At 71.9% G+C, this 19125-nt stretch carries 15 protein-coding genes; 3 read left to right on the top strand and 12 right to left on the bottom strand.

The window, feature by feature from the left end; genetic code table 11:
- From ACWEQO_RS13420 to ACWEQO_RS13395, 6 genes are all read right to left on the bottom strand, one after another.
- Positions 1-233 (bottom strand): flavodoxin-dependent (E)-4-hydroxy-3-methylbut-2-enyl-diphosphate synthase (locus ACWEQO_RS13420; protein WP_361462347.1); only part of this gene is annotated, 233 nt, incomplete at its 3' end.
- A gap of 227 nt (positions 234-460) precedes the next feature.
- Complete coding sequence (locus tag ACWEQO_RS13415) at positions 461-1753, bottom strand: M50 family metallopeptidase (protein ID WP_361462352.1); 1293 nt, start codon at positions 1751-1753, stop codon at positions 461-463.
- An 8-nt stretch (positions 1754-1761) separates the two neighbouring features.
- Complete coding sequence (gene dxr / locus ACWEQO_RS13410; protein WP_452982288.1) at positions 1762-3024, bottom strand: 1-deoxy-D-xylulose-5-phosphate reductoisomerase; 1263 nt, start codon at positions 3022-3024, stop codon at positions 1762-1764.
- 87 nt (positions 3025-3111) lie between these two features.
- A complete protein-coding gene (locus ACWEQO_RS13405) occupies positions 3112-5100 on the bottom strand; it encodes an acyl-CoA dehydrogenase family protein (RefSeq protein ID WP_361462342.1) in 1989 nt (662 codons plus the stop codon).
- Between the two features lie 102 nt (positions 5101-5202).
- Positions 5203-5937: an ABC transporter ATP-binding protein gene (locus ACWEQO_RS13400; protein WP_361462339.1), complete on the bottom strand. Its 735-nt coding sequence runs from the start codon at positions 5935-5937 to the stop codon at positions 5203-5205.
- Positions 5934-7040, bottom strand: coding sequence for an ABC transporter permease (locus ACWEQO_RS13395; protein ID WP_452982284.1), 1107 nt, complete (start codon positions 7038-7040; stop codon positions 5934-5936). Before ACWEQO_RS13395 ends, ACWEQO_RS13400 begins: the two co-directional genes overlap by 4 nt.
- A 169-nt stretch (positions 7041-7209) precedes the next feature.
- Here ACWEQO_RS13395 and ACWEQO_RS13390 point away from each other — a divergent pair, with 169 nt between their 5' ends.
- The 3 genes from ACWEQO_RS13390 to ACWEQO_RS13380 all read left to right on the top strand — a co-directional run bounded on the left by ACWEQO_RS13390 (position 7210) and on the right by ACWEQO_RS13380 (position 10382).
- Complete coding sequence (locus tag ACWEQO_RS13390; RefSeq protein ID WP_452982281.1) at positions 7210-8499, top strand: sensor histidine kinase; 1290 nt, start codon at positions 7210-7212, stop codon at positions 8497-8499.
- A gap of 3 nt (positions 8500-8502) precedes the next feature.
- A complete protein-coding gene (locus tag ACWEQO_RS13385) occupies positions 8503-9144 on the top strand; it encodes a response regulator (protein ID WP_452982278.1) in 642 nt (213 codons plus the stop codon).
- A gap of 224 nt (positions 9145-9368) precedes the next feature.
- Positions 9369-10382, top strand: coding sequence for a LacI family DNA-binding transcriptional regulator (locus ACWEQO_RS13380; RefSeq protein WP_452982275.1), 1014 nt, complete (start codon positions 9369-9371; stop codon positions 10380-10382).
- Positions 10383-10470: 88 nt separating this feature from the next.
- Here ACWEQO_RS13380 and ACWEQO_RS13375 read toward each other — a convergent pair whose 3' ends face one another.
- The 6 genes from ACWEQO_RS13375 to ACWEQO_RS13350 form a co-directional block, all read right to left on the bottom strand.
- Positions 10471-10656 carry a hypothetical protein gene (locus ACWEQO_RS13375; protein WP_361462355.1) on the bottom strand — a complete coding sequence of 62 codons (186 nt, stop codon included), beginning with the start codon at positions 10654-10656 and terminating at the stop codon, positions 10471-10473.
- Positions 10657-10691: 35 nt separating this feature from the next.
- Positions 10692-12980, bottom strand: coding sequence for a glycosyl hydrolase family 95 catalytic domain-containing protein (locus ACWEQO_RS13370; RefSeq protein ID WP_452982272.1), 2289 nt, complete (start codon positions 12978-12980; stop codon positions 10692-10694).
- The gene (locus tag ACWEQO_RS13365; RefSeq protein WP_452982296.1) at positions 12977-14944 is read right to left on the bottom strand and encodes a beta-galactosidase; all 1968 of its coding nucleotides are present in this window, start codon (positions 14942-14944) and stop codon (positions 12977-12979) included. The genes ACWEQO_RS13370 and ACWEQO_RS13365 overlap by 4 nt, the downstream gene beginning before the upstream one ends.
- A 206-nt stretch (positions 14945-15150) precedes the next feature.
- Positions 15151-16098 (bottom strand): carbohydrate ABC transporter permease, encoded by a 948-nt coding sequence (locus ACWEQO_RS13360; protein ID WP_361462324.1) that lies wholly within the window; start codon positions 16096-16098, stop codon positions 15151-15153.
- On the bottom strand, positions 16095-17135 hold the full coding sequence (locus tag ACWEQO_RS13355; RefSeq protein WP_361462321.1) for an ABC transporter permease: 1041 nt from the start codon (positions 17133-17135) through the stop codon (positions 16095-16097). The genes ACWEQO_RS13360 and ACWEQO_RS13355 overlap by 4 nt, the downstream gene beginning before the upstream one ends.
- 27 nt (positions 17136-17162) lie before the next feature.
- Positions 17163-18857 (bottom strand): extracellular solute-binding protein, encoded by a 1695-nt coding sequence (locus ACWEQO_RS13350; protein ID WP_361462319.1) that lies wholly within the window; start codon positions 18855-18857, stop codon positions 17163-17165.
- Positions 18858-19125: the final 268 nt, after the last annotated feature.

Below are 19125 nucleotides of genomic sequence, written 5' to 3'. Positions count from 1 at the left end.
GCGTCGTCCTGGGTGGGGCAGGCCACCCGCACGATCTGGCAGCCCGAGGCGGTCAGCTCGGCGATCTGCTGCAGCGTGGCGCCGATGTCGGAGGTACGGGTGGTGGTCATCGACTGCACCGACACCGGCGCGTCCCCGCCCACCGCCACCGACCCGACCTGGATCTTCCGGCTCCTGCGGCGCGGGGCCAGGGTGATCGGAACGGACGGCATGCCGAGAGAAATCGCAGTCATCTGCTGTGCAACCCCAAGTCGTGGATCAAGGTCCGGCTCCCGGTGAGCAGCGGGCTCCGCGCTCCGAGATTACGGCACGGGCGTCGGCCCGAGCACATCCCGTCCGCAAACCCACTCAAAGGACGATGGCCCGGAACGAAAGGGTTCCGGGCCATCGTGAACGGCGGATGTCCGGCGGATTCGCATCCGGTGGCGGGGCGGGGGTCCGTCCGGTCCGTCCGGTCCGGCTAGGAGATCCGTACCGGGTTCACCACGTCCGCGACGAGGACGAGGAGCGTGAAGCAGACGAAGATCCCGGCCACCACGTAGGCCACCGGCATCAGTTTCGCCACGTCGAACGGGCCCGGGTCGGGGCGGCGCAGCACCCTGGCGAGGTTGCGGCGCAGCGACTCCCACAGGGCACCCGCGATGTGCCCGCCGTCGAGCGGGAGCAGCGGGAGCATGTTGAACAGGAACAGGGAGAGGTTGAAGCCCCCGAGCAGCATCACGAACATGGCCATCTGCTGTGAGGCGGGGATCTCGAGGGTGGCGATCTCGCCGCCGACCCGGGCCGCTCCGACGACGCCCATCGGGGAGTCCGGCTCGCGCGGACCGTCGCCGAAGGCCGCGTCCCACAGGGCGGGCACCTTGGACGGCAGGGCGGCGAGGGAGTCGACGGCGTCGCCGACCCGGTCGGTCATCCAGACCACGGAGTCCCCGAGGTCCTGTTTGACGACGCCGGTGGCCGAGCTGAAGCCGAGGAAGCCGGCCTTGACGTACTCACCCTCGACGTAGGCCCCGTCGGAGTCCTTCTTGGCGACCAGGTTGGTGGCGATCTCCGCCTGGAGGGCGACCTCCCGGCCGTCGCGGTCGACGACGATCGGCACGCTCTTGCCGGCGCTGTCCCGGATGAGGTCGGAGAGGACGCCCCAGTCGTCGGTGCGGACGCCGCCGAAGGCGACGATCTTGTCGCCGGCCTTCAGGCCGGCGGCCTCGGCCGGGGACTGGGGGTCGGACTTCCTGCACTCGTCGCGGTTCTCGCTCTGCGAGATGACGCAGGAGGAGACCGAGCTGACCGTGGTGGTCTGCTGCTGGATGCCGAAGCCCATCAGCACGGTGAGGAAGAGCACCACCGCGAGGACCAGGTTCATGAACGGGCCCGCGAACATCACGATGACCCGTTTCCACGGTTTGCGTGTGTAGAACAGGCGTTTCTCGTCGCCGGGCTGCAGCTCCTCGAAGGCGGCGGAGCGGGCGTCCTCGATCATGCCGCGCCACGGCGAGGTGGAGCGGGCCTCCAGCCGTCCGTCGGCGCCGGGCGGGAACATGCCGATCATGCGGATGTAGCCGCCGAACGGGATCGCCTTGACGCCGTACTCGGTCTCGCCCTTGTGCCGGGACCACAGGGTCGGGCCGAAGCCGACCATGTACTGGGGGACCCGGATGCCGAAGAGCTTGGCGGTGGAGAGGTGGCCCAGCTCGTGCCAGGCGATCGAGAGCAGCAGGCCGACCGCGAAGACGACTATGCCGAGGATGAACATCAGGGTCGTCATGCACGCGCCTCCGCACTCGCCGTGAGGGATGTCAGTTCCCGGGTCCTCGCTCGCGCCCAGGTCTCCGCTTCGAGGACGTCGGGCACACTCAGAGAGGTTCCCGTCCGCGGGGTGCCGTGCTCCTCGACCACTCGGGTGACGGTGTCGACGATCCCGTTGAACGGCAGCGCGCCGGCGCGGAACGCCTCCACGCACTCCTCGTTCGCCGCGTTGAACACCGCCGGGGCGGTGCCCGCGAGCCCGCCCACGTGCCGGGCCAGGTTCACCGAGGGGAACGCCTCGTTGTCGAGGGGGAAGAACTCCCAGGTGGACGCCTTGCTCCAGTCGAAGACCGGGGCGGCGTCGGGGACCCTTTCGGGCCAGCCGAGGCCGATGGCGATGGGCCCGCGCATGTCGGGGGGCGTCGCCTGGGCCAGTGTCGATCCGTCCGTGAACTCAACCATCGAGTGGACATACGACTGGGGGTGTACGACCACCTCAATGCGATCGAAGGGAATGTCGTACAGCAGGTGCGCCTCGATGACTTCGAGGCCCTTGTTGACGAGGGTGGCGGAGTTGATCGTGATCACCGGGCCCATGGCCCAGGTGGGGTGGGCCAGGGCGTCCTCGACGGTGACGTTCGCCAGTTCGTCCCTGCTGCGGCCGCGGAAGGGGCCGCCGGAGGCGGTGACGACGAGCTTGCGCACGTCCGCGCGGGTGCCGGCGGCCAGGGCCTGGAACAGCGCGGCGTGCTCGGAGTCGACCGGGATGATCTGTCCCGGCTCGGCCAGTCCCTTGACCAGCGGGCCGCCGACGATCAGCGACTCCTTGTTGGCGAGCGCGAGGGTGCGGCCGGCCTCGAGGGCGGCGAGCGTGGGGGCCAGTCCGATGGAGCCGGTGATGCCATTGAGGACGGTGTGGCAGTCGGAGGCCGCGAGCTGGGTGGCCGCGTCCGCTCCGGCGAGGATCTCGGGCAGCGGCTCCCCCGGCCCGTACCGCGCCGACAGCGCCTCGCGCAGCGCGCCCACGACGTCCTCGCGCGCGACGGCGACCGTGCGCACCCGCAGCCGGTGGGCCTGCTCGGCGAGGAGGGAGACGCGGCCGCCGTTGGCGGACAGGCCGGTGACCCGGAAACGGTCGGGGTGGCGCAGCACGAGGTCGATGGCCTGGGTGCCGATCGACCCGGTGGAGCCGAGGATCACCACGTCCTTGGGGCCGTCCCCCGCCACGGGGTCGTACACCAGATGCGGGTCGGCGAGCGGAGCTGGAGCGTCGGTCATGGGGCCTATTGTGTCCGGTCGCGGGTGCTGCCGGGGCCCCGCCCCGGCAGCTCGCGCGTCCTGTCCGACGCCCCGCTCCGGCCCGCCTCAGCGGATCGGCCGGTGCTCGTTGCTCCGGGCGCTGGGTCCGGGTGTGGCGTCCGCGATCCAGGGGCCGTCGCCCGAAGGGTCGAGGACACCCTGTTCCAGCCACTCGTAGGTGCCGGAGAGCACGCCCTTGACGACCTTGCGGTCGATGTCGTCGGTGTTGGTCCACAGCCGGCCGAAGAGTTCGTCGACGCGGACGCGGGACTGGCGGCAGAAGGCGTCGGCGAGCTGGTAGGCCTCCCGGCCGTGGTCGCCGCGGCGGCGCAGCAGTTCGGCACGGACGCAGGCGGCGCTCATCGCGAACAGTTCGGCGCCGATGTCGACGACCCGGCCCAGGAAGCCCTGTTTGGTCTCCATCCGGCCCTGCCAGCGTGACATGGCGTAGAAGGTGGACCGGGCGAGCCTGCGGGCCGTGCGCTCGACGTACCGCAGGTGCGGGGAGAGGTCGACCTCGTGCTTGAACTCCCCGTAGGTTCCGGGGAGCTGTCCCGGGCCCGCGACCAGCCGGGGCAGCCACTTCGCGTAGAAGACGCCCGCGTTCGCGCCCGCCCTCGCCTTGTCGCCCAGGGTTTTCTCGGGGTCGATGAGATCGCCGGCGACCGACAGGTGGGCGTCGACGGCCTCCCGCGCGATCAGCAGGTGCATGATCTCGGTGGAGCCCTCGAAGATGCGGTTGATGCGCAGGTCGCGCAGCATCTGTTCGGCGGGCACCGCCCGCTCGCCACGCGCCCTCAGGGAGTCCGCGGTCTCGTAGCCGCGTCCGCCGCGGATCTGGACCAGCTCGTCGGCCATCAGACAGGCCATCTCCGAGCCGTACAGCTTGGCGAGCGCCGCCTCGATGCGGATGTCGTTGCGGTTCTCGTCGGCCATCTGGGAGGACAGGTCGACCACGGCCTCCAGGGCGAAGGTGGTCGCCGCGATGAACGAGATCTTCGAGCCGACCGCCTCGTGCAGCGCCACCGGCTTGCCCCACTGCTCCCGGGCCGCCGACCACTCGCGGGCGATCTTCAGGCACCACTTTCCGGCGCCGACGCACATCGCGGGCAGGGAAAGCCGTCCGGTGTTGAGCGTGGTGAGCGCGATCTTCAGGCCCTGGCCCTCCTCACCGATGCGGTGGCCGGCCGGGACGCGGACCCGGTGGAAGCGGGTGACGCCGTTCTCCAGGCCGCGCAGGCCCATGAAGGCGTTGCGGTGCTCGACCGTGATGCCCTCGGAGGCCGCCTCCACCACGAACGCGGTGATGCCGCCCCGGTGGCCCTCGCCCGCGGGTACGCGGGCCATGACGACGAGGAGGTCGGCGACCACGCCGTTGGTCGTCCACAGCTTCACGCCGTCGAGGACGTAGCCGCCCTCGCCGTCCGGGACGGCGGTGGTGGCGAGCCGTGCCGGGTCCGAGCCGACGTCGGGCTCGGTGAGCAGGAAGGCCGAGATGTCGGTGCGGGCGCAGCGCGGCAGGAACGTGTCCTTCTGCTCCTGGGTGCCGAAGAGCTTCAGCGGCTGCGGGACGCCGATCGACTGGTGGGCGGAGAGGAGCGCGCCGATCGCGGGGCTGGCGGAGCCGACCAGGGCGAGGGCCTTGTTGTAGTAGACCTGCGTCAGGCCGAGGCCGCCGTACTTGGTGTCGATCTTCATGCCGAAGGCGCCGAGCTCCTTGAGCCCGGTGACCACCTCGTCGGGGATCCGCGCCTCGCGTTCGATCCGGGCTCCGTTGATCTTCGTCTCGCAGAAGTCGCGGAGTTTGGCGAGGAACTCCTCGCCGCGCTCGGCGTCCTCGGTGGCCGGAAGGGGGTGCGGATGGACGAGGTCGAGCCGGAAGCGGCCCAGGAACAGCTCCTTGGCGAAGCTGGGCTTGCGCCAGTCCTGTTCCCGGGCGGCCTCCGCGACCTGGCGGGCCTCACGCTCGGTGACGGCGGGTCGGGCTCCGGATCGGGGTGCCCGGGGCGCCTGGGGTCCTTGGGGTGTCCTGCGTGATTCGGGTGTTGCGGTCATGAGGCTCACCTCGCCGCGAATCGGGATGCGTGGACGACGGCCCGTGGGGCCGATGTGCATGGCCTTGGGGGCCTGTGGGTCGTTTTACGTTACTGACTGGTGCTACTCGTTCGTATGTACCCGATGCGCAGCCGTCCCACCACCCTTTGTGCGTCCGTTCGGCTGACCCGCCGGCGTGAGGCGTCCGTCGTGGACCTCGGCGATCCGGTCGGCGGCGGCGAGCAGGGCTCGGTCGTGGGTGACCAGGACGGTGGCGGTCGCCCGTTGGTGGGTGAGCCGGGTGATGAGCTCCATGACGGCTGCGCCGCGTTCGTGGTCGAGGGCGCTGGTGGGTTCGTCGACCAGGAGCACGGTGGGGTCGTTCATCAGGGCGCGGGCGATGTTCACCCGCTGGCGCTGGCCGCCGGAGAGCTGGTGCGGGCGGCGACCGGCCTGGCCGGCGAGCCCGACGGCGTCGAGCAGTTCCATGGCCCGGTCACGGGCGCCGCGCGGCTTTCGGCCGTCGATGTGCGCCATGACCTGGAGCTGTTCGGCGGCGGTGAGGGAGGACAGCAGGTTCGGCTGCTGGAAGACGATGCCGATGCTGCGGCGGCGCAGGTCGGTGAGGTCGCCCCGGCTCATCCCGGTGGTGGGGGTGCCGTCGACGGTGACGGTCCCGGAGTCGGGTGCGACGAGGGTGGCGGCGACGGCGAGCAGGCTGGACTTGCCCGAGCCGGACGGACCGACGACGGCGGTGAGGCTGCCCCTGGGCACGTCGAGGCCGACGTGGTCGAGAGCGGTCAGCCGGGAGTCGCCGTCGGGGTAGGTGAGGGTGATGCCGGTCAGTTCGAGGCTCATCGGGCGCTCCCCAGGGCGGTCAGCGGGTCGACGGAGGTGATGCGGCGGATGGAGAGGGCGGCCCCGAGAGTGCCGAGGACGATCATCACGGCGGCGGGGACGAGGACGGTCCCGGGAGCCAGTTCGAAGGGGACGGCCGAGCCGGAGAGGGCGGCGCCGGTCGCGGCGGCGAGAGCGGTACCGAGGAGGGTTCCGCCGGTCAGCAGGACCAGGGCCTGGCCGAGGGCGTCCGTCAGCAGATTGCGGGTGGGGGCGCCCAGCGCCTTGAGGACGGCGACGTCACCGCTGCGCTGGATGGTCCACACGGTGAAAAAGGCGCCGATCACCAGTGCGGAGATCGCGAACAGGAAACCACGCATCAGCTGCAGGGAGCCGTTCTCGGAGGTGTAGGAGCCGATCGCGGACAGGGAGTCGTCCTTCTCGACGGTCAGGGTGCCGGCGGCCCGGTCGATGGACGCGATGTCCGCGTCCGGGCCGGTGTTCAGGGCGATGACGGTCGCGGTACGGCCGTCGGCGGCGCCGGTGTCCGCGGCGGTACCGGCGGACGGGGTGACGGCGTTCCAGGTGCCGAGCGTGGCCCACACCACGGGGGTGTGGCTGAAGGAGGCGTCCCCGCTCACCGCGGCGACGGTCAGCCGTCGGCCGGCGAGGGTGACGGTGTCGCCCGGCCCGGCCCCCAGTTCGGCGGCGGCGGCGTCGGACAGCACCACCGCGCGGTCGTCGATCCGGTCACTCTCGGGTGCGAGCGGTGAGCCCGCCGGCACACCGAGCACCGAGACCCCGGTGGTCCGTTCCCCCGCGCTCGCCCGGGTGGTGGTGATGCCCAGCGGCTGGGCGCGGGTCACACCGGGCGCCGCCGCCCAGGTCCGCCACTGTTCCTCGGTGACGGTGGATTCGGCGTACGAGAGGTCCTGGCCGTCGGCGGGGGCGGCGAAGGCGATCCGGTCGGCCGGCAGGCCGGTCACGGCCGAGACGTTCTGCCGCGCGAGCCCCGCGGTCAGGCCGGAGAGCAGCACGACCAGCAGGGTGATCAGCACGACCACGGTTCCCATCAGTGCGAACCGCCCCTTGGCGAACGCGAGATCCCTCCAGGCGACGAACATGCCCCGGCCTGCCCTTTCGATCGGTGGAAGCGACACGTCCCACCCTCGTGGCACGGCCCCGGGCCGGGCATCGCACACAGGGCCGGACTTTGCGAATCGAAGGGTCGGGGCGCGGCTCCACCTTTTGATCGATGCCCGGTGAGCGGAGTTCTTCGTAGGGTGGTGGGTGATGAACGTCCTCACTCCCACCACTCGGCCTCTCGCCCGGTGCCTGCATCTGCTCGTGGCCGGGCTCCTCGCCCTGACCGCCGCGCGGGCGCTCGTCACGCACGATCCGCGGGCGGGGGCCGTGGTGACGGTGTGCGCCGCCGTGGCGGGGATCTACGCGGTCGGCCCGCTGACGCCGCTCATGTCCGTCTCCCGCCGGGCCGCCGGGTGGTGGCTCGCGGGGCTGGGCGCGGTCTGGCTGCTGTTGCTGGCGCTGACCCCGGACGCGGTGTGGCTGGCGTTCCCGCTGTACTTCCTCCAGCTGCACCTGCTGTCCCGGCGCGGCGGGCTGGGCGCGGTCGCCGCCACCGCCGTCGCCGCGATCACCGCGTTCGCCGTCCATGAGCAGGCCTTCTCCCCCGCCGGGGCGGTCGGGCCCGCGCTGGGGGCGGCCGTCGCGGTCGCCGTGGTGTGGGGGTACCAGGCGCTGTACCGGGAGAGCGAACAGCGTCGCCGGCTGATCGAGGAGCTCACCGCCACCCGCGCCGATCTGGCCACCGCCCAGCACACCGCCGGTGTCCTGGCCGAGCGTGAGCGGCTGGCCCGGGAGATCCACGACACCCTGGCCCAGGGCCTGTCCAGCATCCAGCTCCTGCTGCGCGCCGCCGAACGCGCGCTGCCGAAGCGGCCCGAGGCGGCCGGCGCGCACGTCGTGCAGGCCCGGCAGGCGGCCGTCGACAACCTCGCCGAGGCCCGCCGGTTCGTGGCCGCCCTCAGTCCGCCCGCGTTGGAGGGCACCACGGTGGCGGGTGCCCTGGAGCGACTGTGCGCGACCACCAGCGCCCAGCACCCCGTCACGGTCCGCTTCCGCCGGACCGGTACTCCGCTGACGCTGCCCACCGCCGTGGAGGTGGCCCTGCTGCGCATCGCGCAGTCCGCGCTGTCCAACACCGTCCGGCACTCCGGGGCCCGGAGCGGCACGGTCACGCTCTCCTACCTGGACGACGCCGTGGCACTCGACGTGGTGGACGACGGCGCCGGGTTCGATCCCGAGCGCCCGGGGGCCCCGGTCCCGGCCGCGGGCGGTTTCGGCATCGCCGGAATGCGGGCCCGCACCCGCGCCCTCGACGGTGCCCTCGCCATCGAGTCGTCACCGGGCCGGGGCACCGCGCTGTCCGCCCGCTTCCCCCTCCGGGCCACCGAGGCCGGGAACGAACACCCGGTCCGGGACGAACACCGGAACGGACACCGGGACGCGAACGAGGTCCGGACCGAGAGCGAGTCCCGGTGCCGGGACGGAAGCAAGGTGTGACCGGTGAACGACGTCCCCACCCCCATCCGCATCCTCATCGCCGACGACCACCCGGTGGTCCGCGCGGGCCTGCGCGCCGTTCTGGAGACCGAGCCCGGCTTCAGCATCGTCGGGGCCGCCGCCACCGCCGAGGAGGCCGTGGCCCTCGCGGCGGCCGGCGGGGCCGACGTCGTCCTGATGGACCTGCAGTTCGGCGCCGGGATGAACGGGACACAGGCCACCGCCGCCATCACGGCCCGTCCCGGAGCGCCCCGCGTGCTGATCGTCACCACCTACGACACCGACGCCGACACCCTCCCGGCCATCGAGGCCGGCGCCACCGGATACCTGCTCAAGGACGCCCCGCCCGAGGAACTGGCCGCCGCCGTCCGCACCGCCGCCGCCGGACGCACCACGCTCGCGCCGACGGTCGCCGACCGGCTGATGAACCGGCTGCGCACACCGCACGCCGCACTGACCCGGCGCGAGACGGAAGTGCTCTCCCTGGTCGCCGAGGGCCTGTCCAACCAGGCCATCGGCGCACGGCTGAACCTCACCCAGGCCACCGTGAAGTCGCACCTGGCCCACGTCTACGCGAAACTCGACGTGGACTCCCGTACGGCCGCGGTCGCCGCCGCTCTCGCGCTGGGCGTCATCCGCCGCTGAGAGTGGGCCGGGGCCCCTCGGCGCCGTACCGGTGGGCTCGTGGGAACCTGACGGGGTCGGGGACGGCTCGTCCCCCGCCCTCGGGGCGTCGGGAGAGAAGTCCGTCGAAGCGCTTCGACAGCGTATGGACACCCGCTCCTGCTGGCATTACTGTCGGACCACCCCCATTACCCCCTGTACGTACGGCGCACTGTCGAAGCGCTTCGCAACAATTGGAGAGCTGGATGGTCACCCTCGCCGAGGTCGCCCAGCACGCCGGAGTCTCGGCGAGCACGGTGAGTTATGTCCTCAGCGGCAAGCGGTCCATCTCCGCGAACACCCGCCGGCGGGTCGAGGAGAGCATCCGCCGGCTCGGGTACCACCCGAACGCCGGGGCCCGCGCCCTGGCCAGCAGCAGGTCCAACGTCATCGCGCTGATGATCCCGCTGCGGACGGACATGTACGTGCCGGTGATGATGGAGATCGCCGTCGCGGTGGCCACCACGGCCCGCACCCACGGGTACGACGTACTGCTGCTCACCGGCGAGGAGGGCCCCGACGCGGTGCGCCGCGTCGTCGGCAGCGGACTCGCCGACGGGATGATCCTGATGGACGTCGAGCTCGAGGACGAACGGCTGCCGTTGTTGCGGGGGGACGGGCGGCCGTCGGTGCTGATCGGGCTGCCCGCCGACACCACCGGCCTGACCTGCGTGGACCTCGACTTCCGGGCCACCGGCGCGCTCTGTGTGGAACATCTGGCGGCGCTGGGGCACCGCGACGTCGCCGTCATCGGCGAGGCCCCCGCGGTCTACGAACGGCACACCGGCTTCGCCGAGCGCACCCTCGACGGGCTGCGCTCGCAGGCGCGGGAGTCGGGGGTGCGGCTGCTGCACCGGCCGTGCGAGGGCGGGTACGCCGCGATGGCCGTGACCCTCGCCCGGATCCTCGACGAACGTCCGGGCACCACGGCGTTCGTCGTGCAGAACGAGTCGGCGGTCGAACCGCTGCTCGCCCTGCTGCGGCAGCAGGGCCGGGCCGTGCCGGAGGACGTCTCGGTGGTCGCGATCTGCCCCGAACAGGTCGCCGTCCAGGCCTCGGTGCGGCTGACCTCGGTCGTCATCCCCGCGCAGGAGATGGGCCGGTACGCCGTGGAGCACCTGGTCGCCAAGCTCGACGGGCGGGGTGACGACGAGGTCGTCCTGATCGCGCCCGAGCTGACGGTACGGGCGAGCTCCGGCCCGGCGCCCGCCCGCGCATAGCCCGCCCCGCCTCGTTCCCGCTCCTCCGCCTTGTAAGCCGCCGGCTGCCCAACCCATGGCCAAGGTCAGAGCAATCTTGAGATTCGCTTCACCACCGGGCTGAAGCGGCGCACTGCGCATGACCCCGGTAACCATTCAGGGTGTTGCCCCACTGGTCGCAGGAGCTCCAGATCGCGGCGTGGGCGGGGGCGGAGGCCAGGCCGACGGTGAGGCCGAGGGCGAGGGCGGGCGCGGCCAGGACCGTGCCGATCCTGCTCGGGATGCTTGGTGCCATGGGGGTCCTTCCACGGGTGGGGGGAATCGCTGGGGTCACCGCGCCTTCAGGGTGAGGACGCGGTCTTCGTGGGCGACGAGGTCGAGGGGCTCGGCGCCGTCGGAAGTCCGGAGTTCGACGCGGACGGTGCGGGTGGGGCGCAGCACGGCGGTGGCGCCGTCCGGGGTCCAGGTGAGGTCGAGTACGGCGCCGAACCGGGTCCGCACCCCGCGCAGCGAGCCGCGCGGGTGCGCCGGTGGCGGTGCGGGCAGCAGGACCAGCCGGCCGGGGGTGGACTGCACCAGCGCCTCGATCAGCACGGCGGGGAGGGTGTGGGCGGCGTCGGCGTTGTAGACGTGGCGGTGCGGGTAGTGCGCGCTCATCAGCGAGTCGTGGAAGAAGTCGCCGTCGAGGACGCGGTCGAGGGCGCTCGCGACCCGGTCGGCGTCGCGGAGGCGGGCGGCGATCAGGGCGTGGTGCAGATGGCCGTGCGCGGAGTCGTTCTCGGGTCCGCGCAGTTCCAGGGCGCGGTGGGCGGCGGCGGCCAGGTCCGGGGTGTCGTAGGGGGTGATCTCGTCCAGCGGCCAGACACCGTAGAGGTGGCTGAGGTGGCGGTGGTCGTAGGAGTCCGCCAGTTCCGGCCGGGCCCATTCGGCGAGCGCCCCGTCGGCGTTGACGCGGTGCGGCGGGATCCGGTCGGCGAGCGCCCGCCGGCGGTCCGCGTGCTCGGGGTGGTACGCGGCGGCGGTCAGCAGGGCGTGCCGGGCCGCGGAGAGGTCCATGGCCGCGTCGAGCGCGCCCCAGCTCGCGTTCGCCGGACGGTTCTCGGGCGAGTAGGAGGGGACCACGACCAGCCGGCCCTCGTCGTCGGTGCGGGTGAGGAAGTCCTCGTAGAAGAGGGCGACTTCGGCGAGCGCCGCCGCGGTGCGCGGATCCCGCTCGCCGCGGGTCTCGTCGTGGTCGACGAGGGGCTTGAGGAGCCAGTCGGCGCCGGCCGTCCACAGGTGCAGGGGGTACTCGCGGCTGAAGTGGTAGGAGTGCCCGGACTCGCCGTCGCTGTGCGCGGGCGCGACCACGCCCCGCGTGCCGAAGACCGCGCGGGCGTTGTCCCGCCAGTCGGGCAGCTGGCGGTGGACCAGTGCGGCCAGCGCCTCGGTGACCTCGGGGAGGGCGGCGGCAGCGGCGGAGGCCGTCTGGAGGTTGAGGTTGGCGTCGTTGGTGAAGGCTCCGGACCAGGCGGTGTCCCAGGTGCCGGTCCACAGTCCGGTGAGGCGGGGCGGGAACAGGCCGCCGGAGGACAGCAGGTGGTAGCGGCCGGCCGCGAAGAGGCGTTCGAGCAGCGCGGCGCTGTGCGGCCGGCCCAGCAACTCGGAGCCCGGCAGGGCGCGTTCGGCCGGGTCGGCGGCGAGGTCCAGGGCGACGCGGTCGTAGGCGGTGCGGTGCGGGGGCAGATGACGGGCCAGGAGGCCGTCGTACGGCTCCGGTCCCTCGCCGAGCAGAGCGCGCAGGGCGCGGCCCTCCGCGGCCACGTCCGCCTCGCCGGTGTGCCGCCGCACCCGGGTGAGCAGCAGGACGGACCGCGCGCCCTCGACGCGCACCCCCCGCGGGGCCGGTGTGGTCGTGCCGCCGGTGACGACGAGCAGGGTGACGCCGGTGTAGGCGAGGTCGCTGTCCGGGTACCGGGCGCGCAGGCTCAGCAGGGCGCCCTCGGGGGTGAGGACGGCGCCGTGGCCGACGCCCAGGTCGGTGGGGGTGCCGGGGAGGCGGTGGTCCAGGGTGATGCCGAGGACGGGCCCCGGGTCCGTGACGTGCTGGACGACGACGTCGTCGGCGCGGGAGACGAAGACGCGGCCGGTCCGGCCGGCGCGGGTCGTCTCCGTGACGCCGGTGGTGAAGTCGACCGTGCGGCGGTACCGGGCCGGGCCCTCGCCCCGGCCACCCCGACCATCACCCCGACCTCCCGGGCCCGCACCCCGGCCACCCCGTCCGTCGCCCAGGTCGCCCGGGTCGTCGCCCGGACGGCGCAGGCGCACCTGGAAGGCCGGGTGGAAGGGCCGTACCCACCGGAGCGGGCGGCCGTCGGTGAAGTCCTCGGCGGCGGTCAGATCGCCGGAGAGCAGCCGGTCCTGGAGGGCGGGGAGTGCGTCGGCCAGTCGGGGCGGCAGCCGGTGTTCGTCGCCGTCGCCGTCCGGGCGGACCAGGGTGTGATGGGTGATGACGACCCGTTCGTCGTCCGGGTCGCCGAACACGAGGGCGCCGTGGTGGCCGTTCCCGCTCAGGAAGCCGTCCTCCCAGCGGGCGGCGGGCCGTGGTTCCCAGGTTCCGTGGACGGGCGCGGTGTTCATGGCTTCAGCACCGCCGCTCCGTGGCGGCCGAGGGTGAGCCGGTCGGTCACGGTCGTCTCCGTCAGCACGTCGCGGTGGCTGCCCGGCACGTCGACGGCGACCGGCTCGCGGCCGTGGTTGAGCAGGAACAGCAGCTCCCCCCGGCGGACCGCCTCGACCTGGTCCGGGAGCCCGTCGAGCACCGGCCGCACCCCCGCGTCCGCGGCGATCCGGGTCAGCAGCTCGCGCAGCGCCCCGGGCTCGGGGAGCGTGGAGACGTACCAGGCGCGGCCCTTGCGCAGCACGGCGGGCAGGCCGTCGAGTTCCCCGCCCTTGTAGGGCGTCGTCTCGTCGGCGGTACCGTCGGCCTCCAGTTCCTCGGACCACAGGGTGCCGCGGAAACCCTCGCACTCGACGGTCTCCCCCGCCTCCAGCGGCCACCACTCGTGCAGGGTGCGGATGCCGAGGAGTTCCCGCAGCCGGGCGTCCATGCCGCCGGGACGCACCCGGTCGTCCTCGTCGGCGATGCCCGTCAGGAAGCCGCAGACGAGGGTGCCGCCCCCGCTCACGTACCGCAGGAGGTTCTCCACGGCCGCGTCGGTGAGGAGGTAGAGCTGCGGTACGACGACCAGCGGGTGGGCGGACAGGTCGTGTTCGGGGTGGGCGAAGTCGGTGGTGAGGTGGGCCTGCCACAGGGCGCGGTGCCAGGCGCGGAGCACGCCGGGGTGGTCGACCTCGTGGGACGGCCGGGCCTCCTGGTCGCTCGCCCACCAGGAGTGCCAGTCGTGCAGCACGGCGACCTCGGCGGCGCGGTGCCGGCCGGCCACGTGCGGGGCGATCCGCGCCAGGTCCGCGCCGAGCCGTGCGACCTCCCGGTACGTACGGCCCTGTTCGCCCGCGTGGCTCACCATCGCGGAGTGGAACTTCTCCGCGCCCTGCCGGGACTGGCGCCACTGGAAGTAGCAGACGGCGTCCGCGCCGCGCGCCACCGCCTGCAGGGACCACAGCCGGTTGAGGCCGCGGGGTTTGGGGTGGTTCACCCTGCGCCAGTCGACCGGTCCGGCCGCCTGCTCCATGAGCATCCAGGGGCCGCGCGCCTGGGAGCGCGTCATGTCCTGGATCAGGGCGCCCTCCTGCGCTCCGTGGGGATCGCGCGGGTCGGGGTAGAGGTCGACGGAGACGACGTCCTCCTCCTCGGCCCAGCGCCAGGCGTCCTGCCCCGCCCACAGCGGCATGAAGTTGGTGGTGACCGGGAGGTGCGGGGTGTGCCGGCGGACGATGTCGCGTTCGGCGGTGTAGCACTCCAGGAGCATGTCGGAGGTGAACCGTCTGAAGTCCAGCAGCTGGGTGGGGTTCTTCAGGTAGTGCGGGCGTCGGGGCGGCAGGACCTCGGCCCAGTCGCCGTAGCCCTGGCTCCAGAACGCGGTGCCCCAGGCGGTGTTGAGGCCTTCGAGGGTGTCGTACCGGTCGTGGAGCCAGTCGCGGAAGCGGGCGGCCGCCTGGTCGCCCCAGTCGTAGGTGCAGTACTCGTTGTTGATGTGCCACATGGTCAGGGCGGGGTGGCCGGCGTAGCGGGCGGCCAGGTCCTCGGTGATGGCGGCGGCGTGCCGGCGGTAGGTGGCGCTGGAGTGCGAGAAGTGCTGTCGGCCGCCCCACTCTTCGGTCCGGCCGTCCTCGTCGCGGGGCAGGGTGTCCGGATGGAGGTGCCCCATCCAGGGCGGCGGCGAGGCGGTCGGGGTGGCGAGGACGACACCGATGCCGGCGGCGTGCATGAGGTCCATCAGCCGGTCCAGCCAGCCGAAGTCCCGCGCGCCCGGCTGGGGTTCGATCCTGGACCAGGAGAAGACGCCGAGTGTCACGGAGTTGACGCCGGCCTGCCGCATCAGGCGGATGTCCTCGGGCCAGGTCTCCTCGGGCCACTGCTCCGGGTTGTAGTCGCCGCCGTAGAGGATGCGCCCGCGGGTGGCGTCGCTCAGGCCGGGCATCAGCCGCGCCCCCGGAGCGGGGCGGGGGATGGACAGGGGGTGCGGGGTGTGCGGGGCGCGTGCATGGTCCACCTCGTTCTGCGGATGTCGGGGCGAAGGGGCCGGTCCAAGGCGCCGTCCGGCCGGTCGAAGGCGCCGTCCGGCCGGTCGAAGGGGCCGTCCGAAGGGACGCGAGGGGGACCGGAGAGCGCACGGTCCCCGTCCCGTCAGCCCTTCACGGCGCCGGTGAGCATGCCCTTCCTGAAGTGCTTCTGGACGAAGGGGGACAGCACGGCGACGGGCAGCAGGGCGATCACCATCACGGCCATCTGCACGGCCAGGCCCGACAGTTCCCCGGTCTTGATGGCCTGGCCGAGGCCGACGGGCGCCTCCTGTTTCTGGACGAGCTGGATCATGACGTTCTGCAGCGGCAGCATGGTCTGGTCGTTGAGGTACAGCGAGGCGTTGAACCAGGCGCTCCAGTAGCCGACGGCGTAGAAGAGCGTGATCACGGCGATCACCGCGCGGGACAGCGGCATGACGATCTGCCACAGGATGCGCAGGTCGCCCGCCCCGTCGATGCGGGCGCTGTCGACGAGTTCCTGCGAGATGTTCATGAAGAAGCCGCGCAGCACGAGAATGTTGAAGACGCTCACGGCGCTGGGCAGGATCAGCGCCAGGTAGCTGTCGGTCAGCCCCAGGGTCTGCACCAGCAGGTACGTCGGGATGAGACCGGCGCTGAAGAACATGGTCGCCAGCAGCGTCATGAGGATCCAGCGGTGGCCCAGCGAGTCGGTGCGCGACAGTCCGTAGGCGCACAGCACGGACACGGTCATCGAGAACAGGGTGCCGACCAGGGTGACTCCGACGCTGACGAGCGCGGCCCGGGTGACCTGGCCGCCGCTGAGCAGTTCCTGGTAGGCGATGAAGGTGATGTCCCGGGGCACCATCACCAGGCCGCCCGCCTCGTCGATGGTCCTGCGGGAGGACAGGCTGGTGACGATCACGATCCACAGCGGGAAGACGATCGCCAGGCAGGCGAGGAGCAGGACGATCCCCTTGCCCGCGAGCCCCGCCCTGCCGGGCTCCTCCTCCCACACCGGACGGAGCGGGGCGGACCGGCGTCCGGGCCGGCGTCCGGGCCGGCGCGCGGGTTCGTCGATCACGGCGGTCACTTCTTGTACACCCCCTGCTCGCCCATGAGATGGGCCACCTTGTTCGCGGCGAGGACGAGGCCGAGGCTGACCACGCCCTTGATGAGTCCGGCGGCCGCCGCGTAGCCGAAGTCCTGGTTGCGCACGCCGTTCCACCACACGAAGGTGTCGAGCACCTCCGCCGCCCCGGGGCCGACGGCGTCGCGTTGCAGCAGGATCTGTTCGAAGCCGACGGTGAGCGCGTCGCCCACCCGCAGCACCAGCAGCAGGGCGATCACGGGTCGCAGCGCGGGCAGGGTGACGTGCCACATCCGGCGCCGGCGGTCGGCGCCGTCCATGGCGGCGGCCTCGTACAGGTCGGGGCTCACCGAGGCCAGGGCGGCGAGGAAGACGATGATCCCCCACCCGGCGTCCTTCCACACGCTCTGCGCGGTGATCAGGAACACGAAGGTGTCGGGGTTGGTCATGACCTCCAGGCCGTCGTGACCGTTCCGGCGCAGCAGTTGCGAGAAGATCCCCGCGCCGCCGAACAGCTGCTGGAAGACGGCGATGACCAGGACCCAGGAGAAGAAGTGCGGCAGGTACAGGACGGCCTGGGCGACGGCCCGCACCCGGGGTCTGATCACGCTGTTGATGAGCAGCGCGAGCAGGATCGGGATCGGGAAGTACAGCACGAGCTGGAGGATGAAGATCACCAGGGTGTTCTTCAGGGCGTTCCAGAACGCCGGGTCCTCGATGATCCGCCGGAAGTTCTCCAGTCCCACGAACGGGCTGTTCAGCATCGAGACGAGGCCGTTGTCGCTGATGTAGGGGTCGTAGTCCTGGAAGGCGACGACGTTGCCGAGGATCGGCAGGTAGTTGAAGACCAGGACCAGTGCCACGGCCGGCAGGGTCATCAGCAGCAGGACGCGGTCGCGCCGGTATCTGAGCCGCAGGCTCGGCCTCCCCCAGCGTGGTGCTTTCCGGGGGCGGGCGGTGTCGGCTCCGTCGGAGGTGACCGGTCGCGGGACCGGTGTGGTGGCCTCGGCTTCGCTCCGGGGCACCGTGCTGTGCGACACGGCGGTTCTCCTTGCCTCGGTACGGGGTCAGCCGGCCGCCGGGCCGTTCTCGTCGAGGATCTTCTGGTACCAGTCGCGCAGCTTGTCCCCGCCCTTGCTCTTCCAGTCGGAGACGGCCTGCTGCATGTCCCCGATCTTCTTGCGGCCCCGGATGACGTCGTCCTCCAACTGCTCGAAGTCGTTGGAGAGGTTGGCCCAGCGGGAGGGCTCGGTGATCTGCATGCCGTAGAAGGCCGACTTCCTGGTGAACGCGCCCATCCGCTGCTGCCACTCGACCTGGCCCTTGGCGACCTCGGGGAAGTCGGGGTGGGCGATGGTCGCGGCGGGGCTCGCGATCATCACGTAGGCGTTCATCACGTCGATGTTGCCCTGGTCGGTCTTGGTGGGCACGCCGTCCTCGACGGTGTAGTGGGTGCCCTCCACGCCGTAGTTGGTGAGCATGTGCTCCTTGGTGCCGTACGGCGCGGCGGTGACGTTGGCGACGGCCAGCACGTCACGGATCACCGCCTTGGACGCCTTCTTGTTGACGAAGGCGAAGATGCCGGCCGGGTTCTTGGCCCACAGGGTGGGGTCGCCGCCGTCGTGGCCGAACACGTCCATCCCCCAGATCTTGAACTCCGGGTTCTGGACGGCCTGTTCGGCGGTGCGGCTCCACCACTGCGAGGAGTCCTGGTTGTAGATCAGGAACTCGCCGGCGGCGAACTTGGGTCCGGGGTCGGCCGCGTTGCTCTTGCCCAGTTCGGCGTCGGGGTGCACGACGCCGGCCGCGAACAGCTTGCGCGTCCACTCCAGGGCTTCGAGGTACTCGTCGGTCTCCATGCGGTGGATCAGCTTGCCGTCGACCTGGTTCCAGCCGAGCGACTTCTCCTCCCCGGAGAGCACGCCGAAGGCGTTGAAGGCGGTCCACTTCATGTCCAGGCAGGCCCAGCGCTTGGCCCTGGCGTTCGTGGCGTCCTTGGCCAGCGCCATGAACTCGTCGCAGGAGCGGGGGACCTCGTACCCCTCCTTCTCGAAGATGTCCCGGCGGTAGAGCGGCACGATGCCGGTGACGTAGGAGGACGGCATGGGCAGGCCGCGCAGCTTGCCGCCGAAGATCGACCGCTGCCAGGCGTCGGTGGGGATCGCCGCGAGGTTCGGGTAGTCCTTGACCGCGTCGCCGGAGAGGTACGGGCCGAGGTCGGCGAACTTGCCGATGACGGCGCTGGGGATCTTGCCCGTCATGTTCCAGCCGGGGACGACCACCACGTCGGGGACCTCGCTGGAGGCGAGGACCGCGCCGAGCTTCTGGTCGTAGGTGTTGCCGTCCTGGTTCTGCCAGGCCACGTCGACGCCGATGAGGTCGTTCATCGCCCGGTAGTAGGCGTTGCCGCCCTTGGGCGGGGAGCCCCAGAACGGCGACATGACGGTGATCTTGCCGCCCTTGCCGAGCTTCTCGGGCACCGAGGTCTTCAGACCGGCGAGGTCGAGCTTGCCGGTGAAGCCGACCGCGGAGCCGTTCCGGCTGGGGATGTCGGGGGTGACCACGTCGCTCGCCACGTAGGCCGGCAGCAGCTTTTCGGCGTCCTTGCCCGAGGTGGTGCCGTCCCGCGAGCCTCCGTCCGAGCCACCGCACGCGGCGAGCAGCGGCATTCCCCCCGCCACCGCCGCGGTGGCGACCGCGGTGGAGGCGAGGAAGCTTCTCCGGCTGGGTCCGGAGGAGGTGGAGGCGGCGTTCGGCGTCATCGCGTCAACCCTTCATGGCGCACCAGGACACCCGGCGGTGGCCGTCTGCTGCGGTGTCTTCACTGGAACTGGCTGAGCCGAAGCGGTCGTTCGGAGGGAACGTGCCGGGGAGGCGGCCTCACAGTCGAAGCGCTTCGATGTTGCTGCGAGGTTAAGTGAACGCCCAAGGGCGCACAAGGGTCATTTCCAAGATTCCTCGGAGGCACGGCACGGTCCCGCCCGGTCGCAACTCATGGGATGTCATCGCGGAATAACCGGGACGCACTGC

The organism is Streptomyces sp. NPDC004051, assembly GCF_053604275.1.
Note: the sequence above shows the minus strand (reverse complement) of the source record. Positions and strands in the feature narration are given on the sequence as shown.

Bases quoted from the DNA above. Each gene is read 5' to 3' on its own strand.
- ACWEQO_RS13415 (WP_361462352.1), bottom strand. From the start codon at position 1,753: ATGTTCATCCTCGGCATAGTCGTCTTCGCGGTCGGCCTGCTGCTCTCG.
- dxr (WP_452982288.1), bottom strand. From the start codon at position 3,024: ATGACCGACGCTCCAGCTCCGCTCGCCGACCCGCATCTGGTGTACGAC.
- ACWEQO_RS13405 (WP_361462342.1), bottom strand. From the start codon at position 5,100: ATGACCGCAACACCCGAATCACGCAGGACACCCCAAGGACCCCAGGCG.
- ACWEQO_RS13400 (WP_361462339.1), bottom strand. From the start codon at position 5,937: ATGAGCCTCGAACTGACCGGCATCACCCTCACCTACCCCGACGGCGAC.
- ACWEQO_RS13395 (WP_452982284.1), bottom strand. From the start codon at position 7,040: ATGTTCGTCGCCTGGAGGGATCTCGCGTTCGCCAAGGGGCGGTTCGCA.
- ACWEQO_RS13390 (WP_452982281.1), top strand. From the start codon at position 7,210: ATGAACGTCCTCACTCCCACCACTCGGCCTCTCGCCCGGTGCCTGCAT.
- ACWEQO_RS13380 (WP_452982275.1), top strand. From the start codon at position 9,369: ATGGTCACCCTCGCCGAGGTCGCCCAGCACGCCGGAGTCTCGGCGAGC.
- ACWEQO_RS13375 (WP_361462355.1), bottom strand. From the start codon at position 10,656: ATGGCACCAAGCATCCCGAGCAGGATCGGCACGGTCCTGGCCGCGCCC.
- ACWEQO_RS13370 (WP_452982272.1), bottom strand. From the start codon at position 12,980: ATGAACACCGCGCCCGTCCACGGAACCTGGGAACCACGGCCCGCCGCC.
- ACWEQO_RS13365 (WP_452982296.1), bottom strand. From the start codon at position 14,944: ATGCCCGGCCTGAGCGACGCCACCCGCGGGCGCATCCTCTACGGCGGC.
- ACWEQO_RS13350 (WP_361462319.1), bottom strand. From the start codon at position 18,857: ATGACGCCGAACGCCGCCTCCACCTCCTCCGGACCCAGCCGGAGAAGC.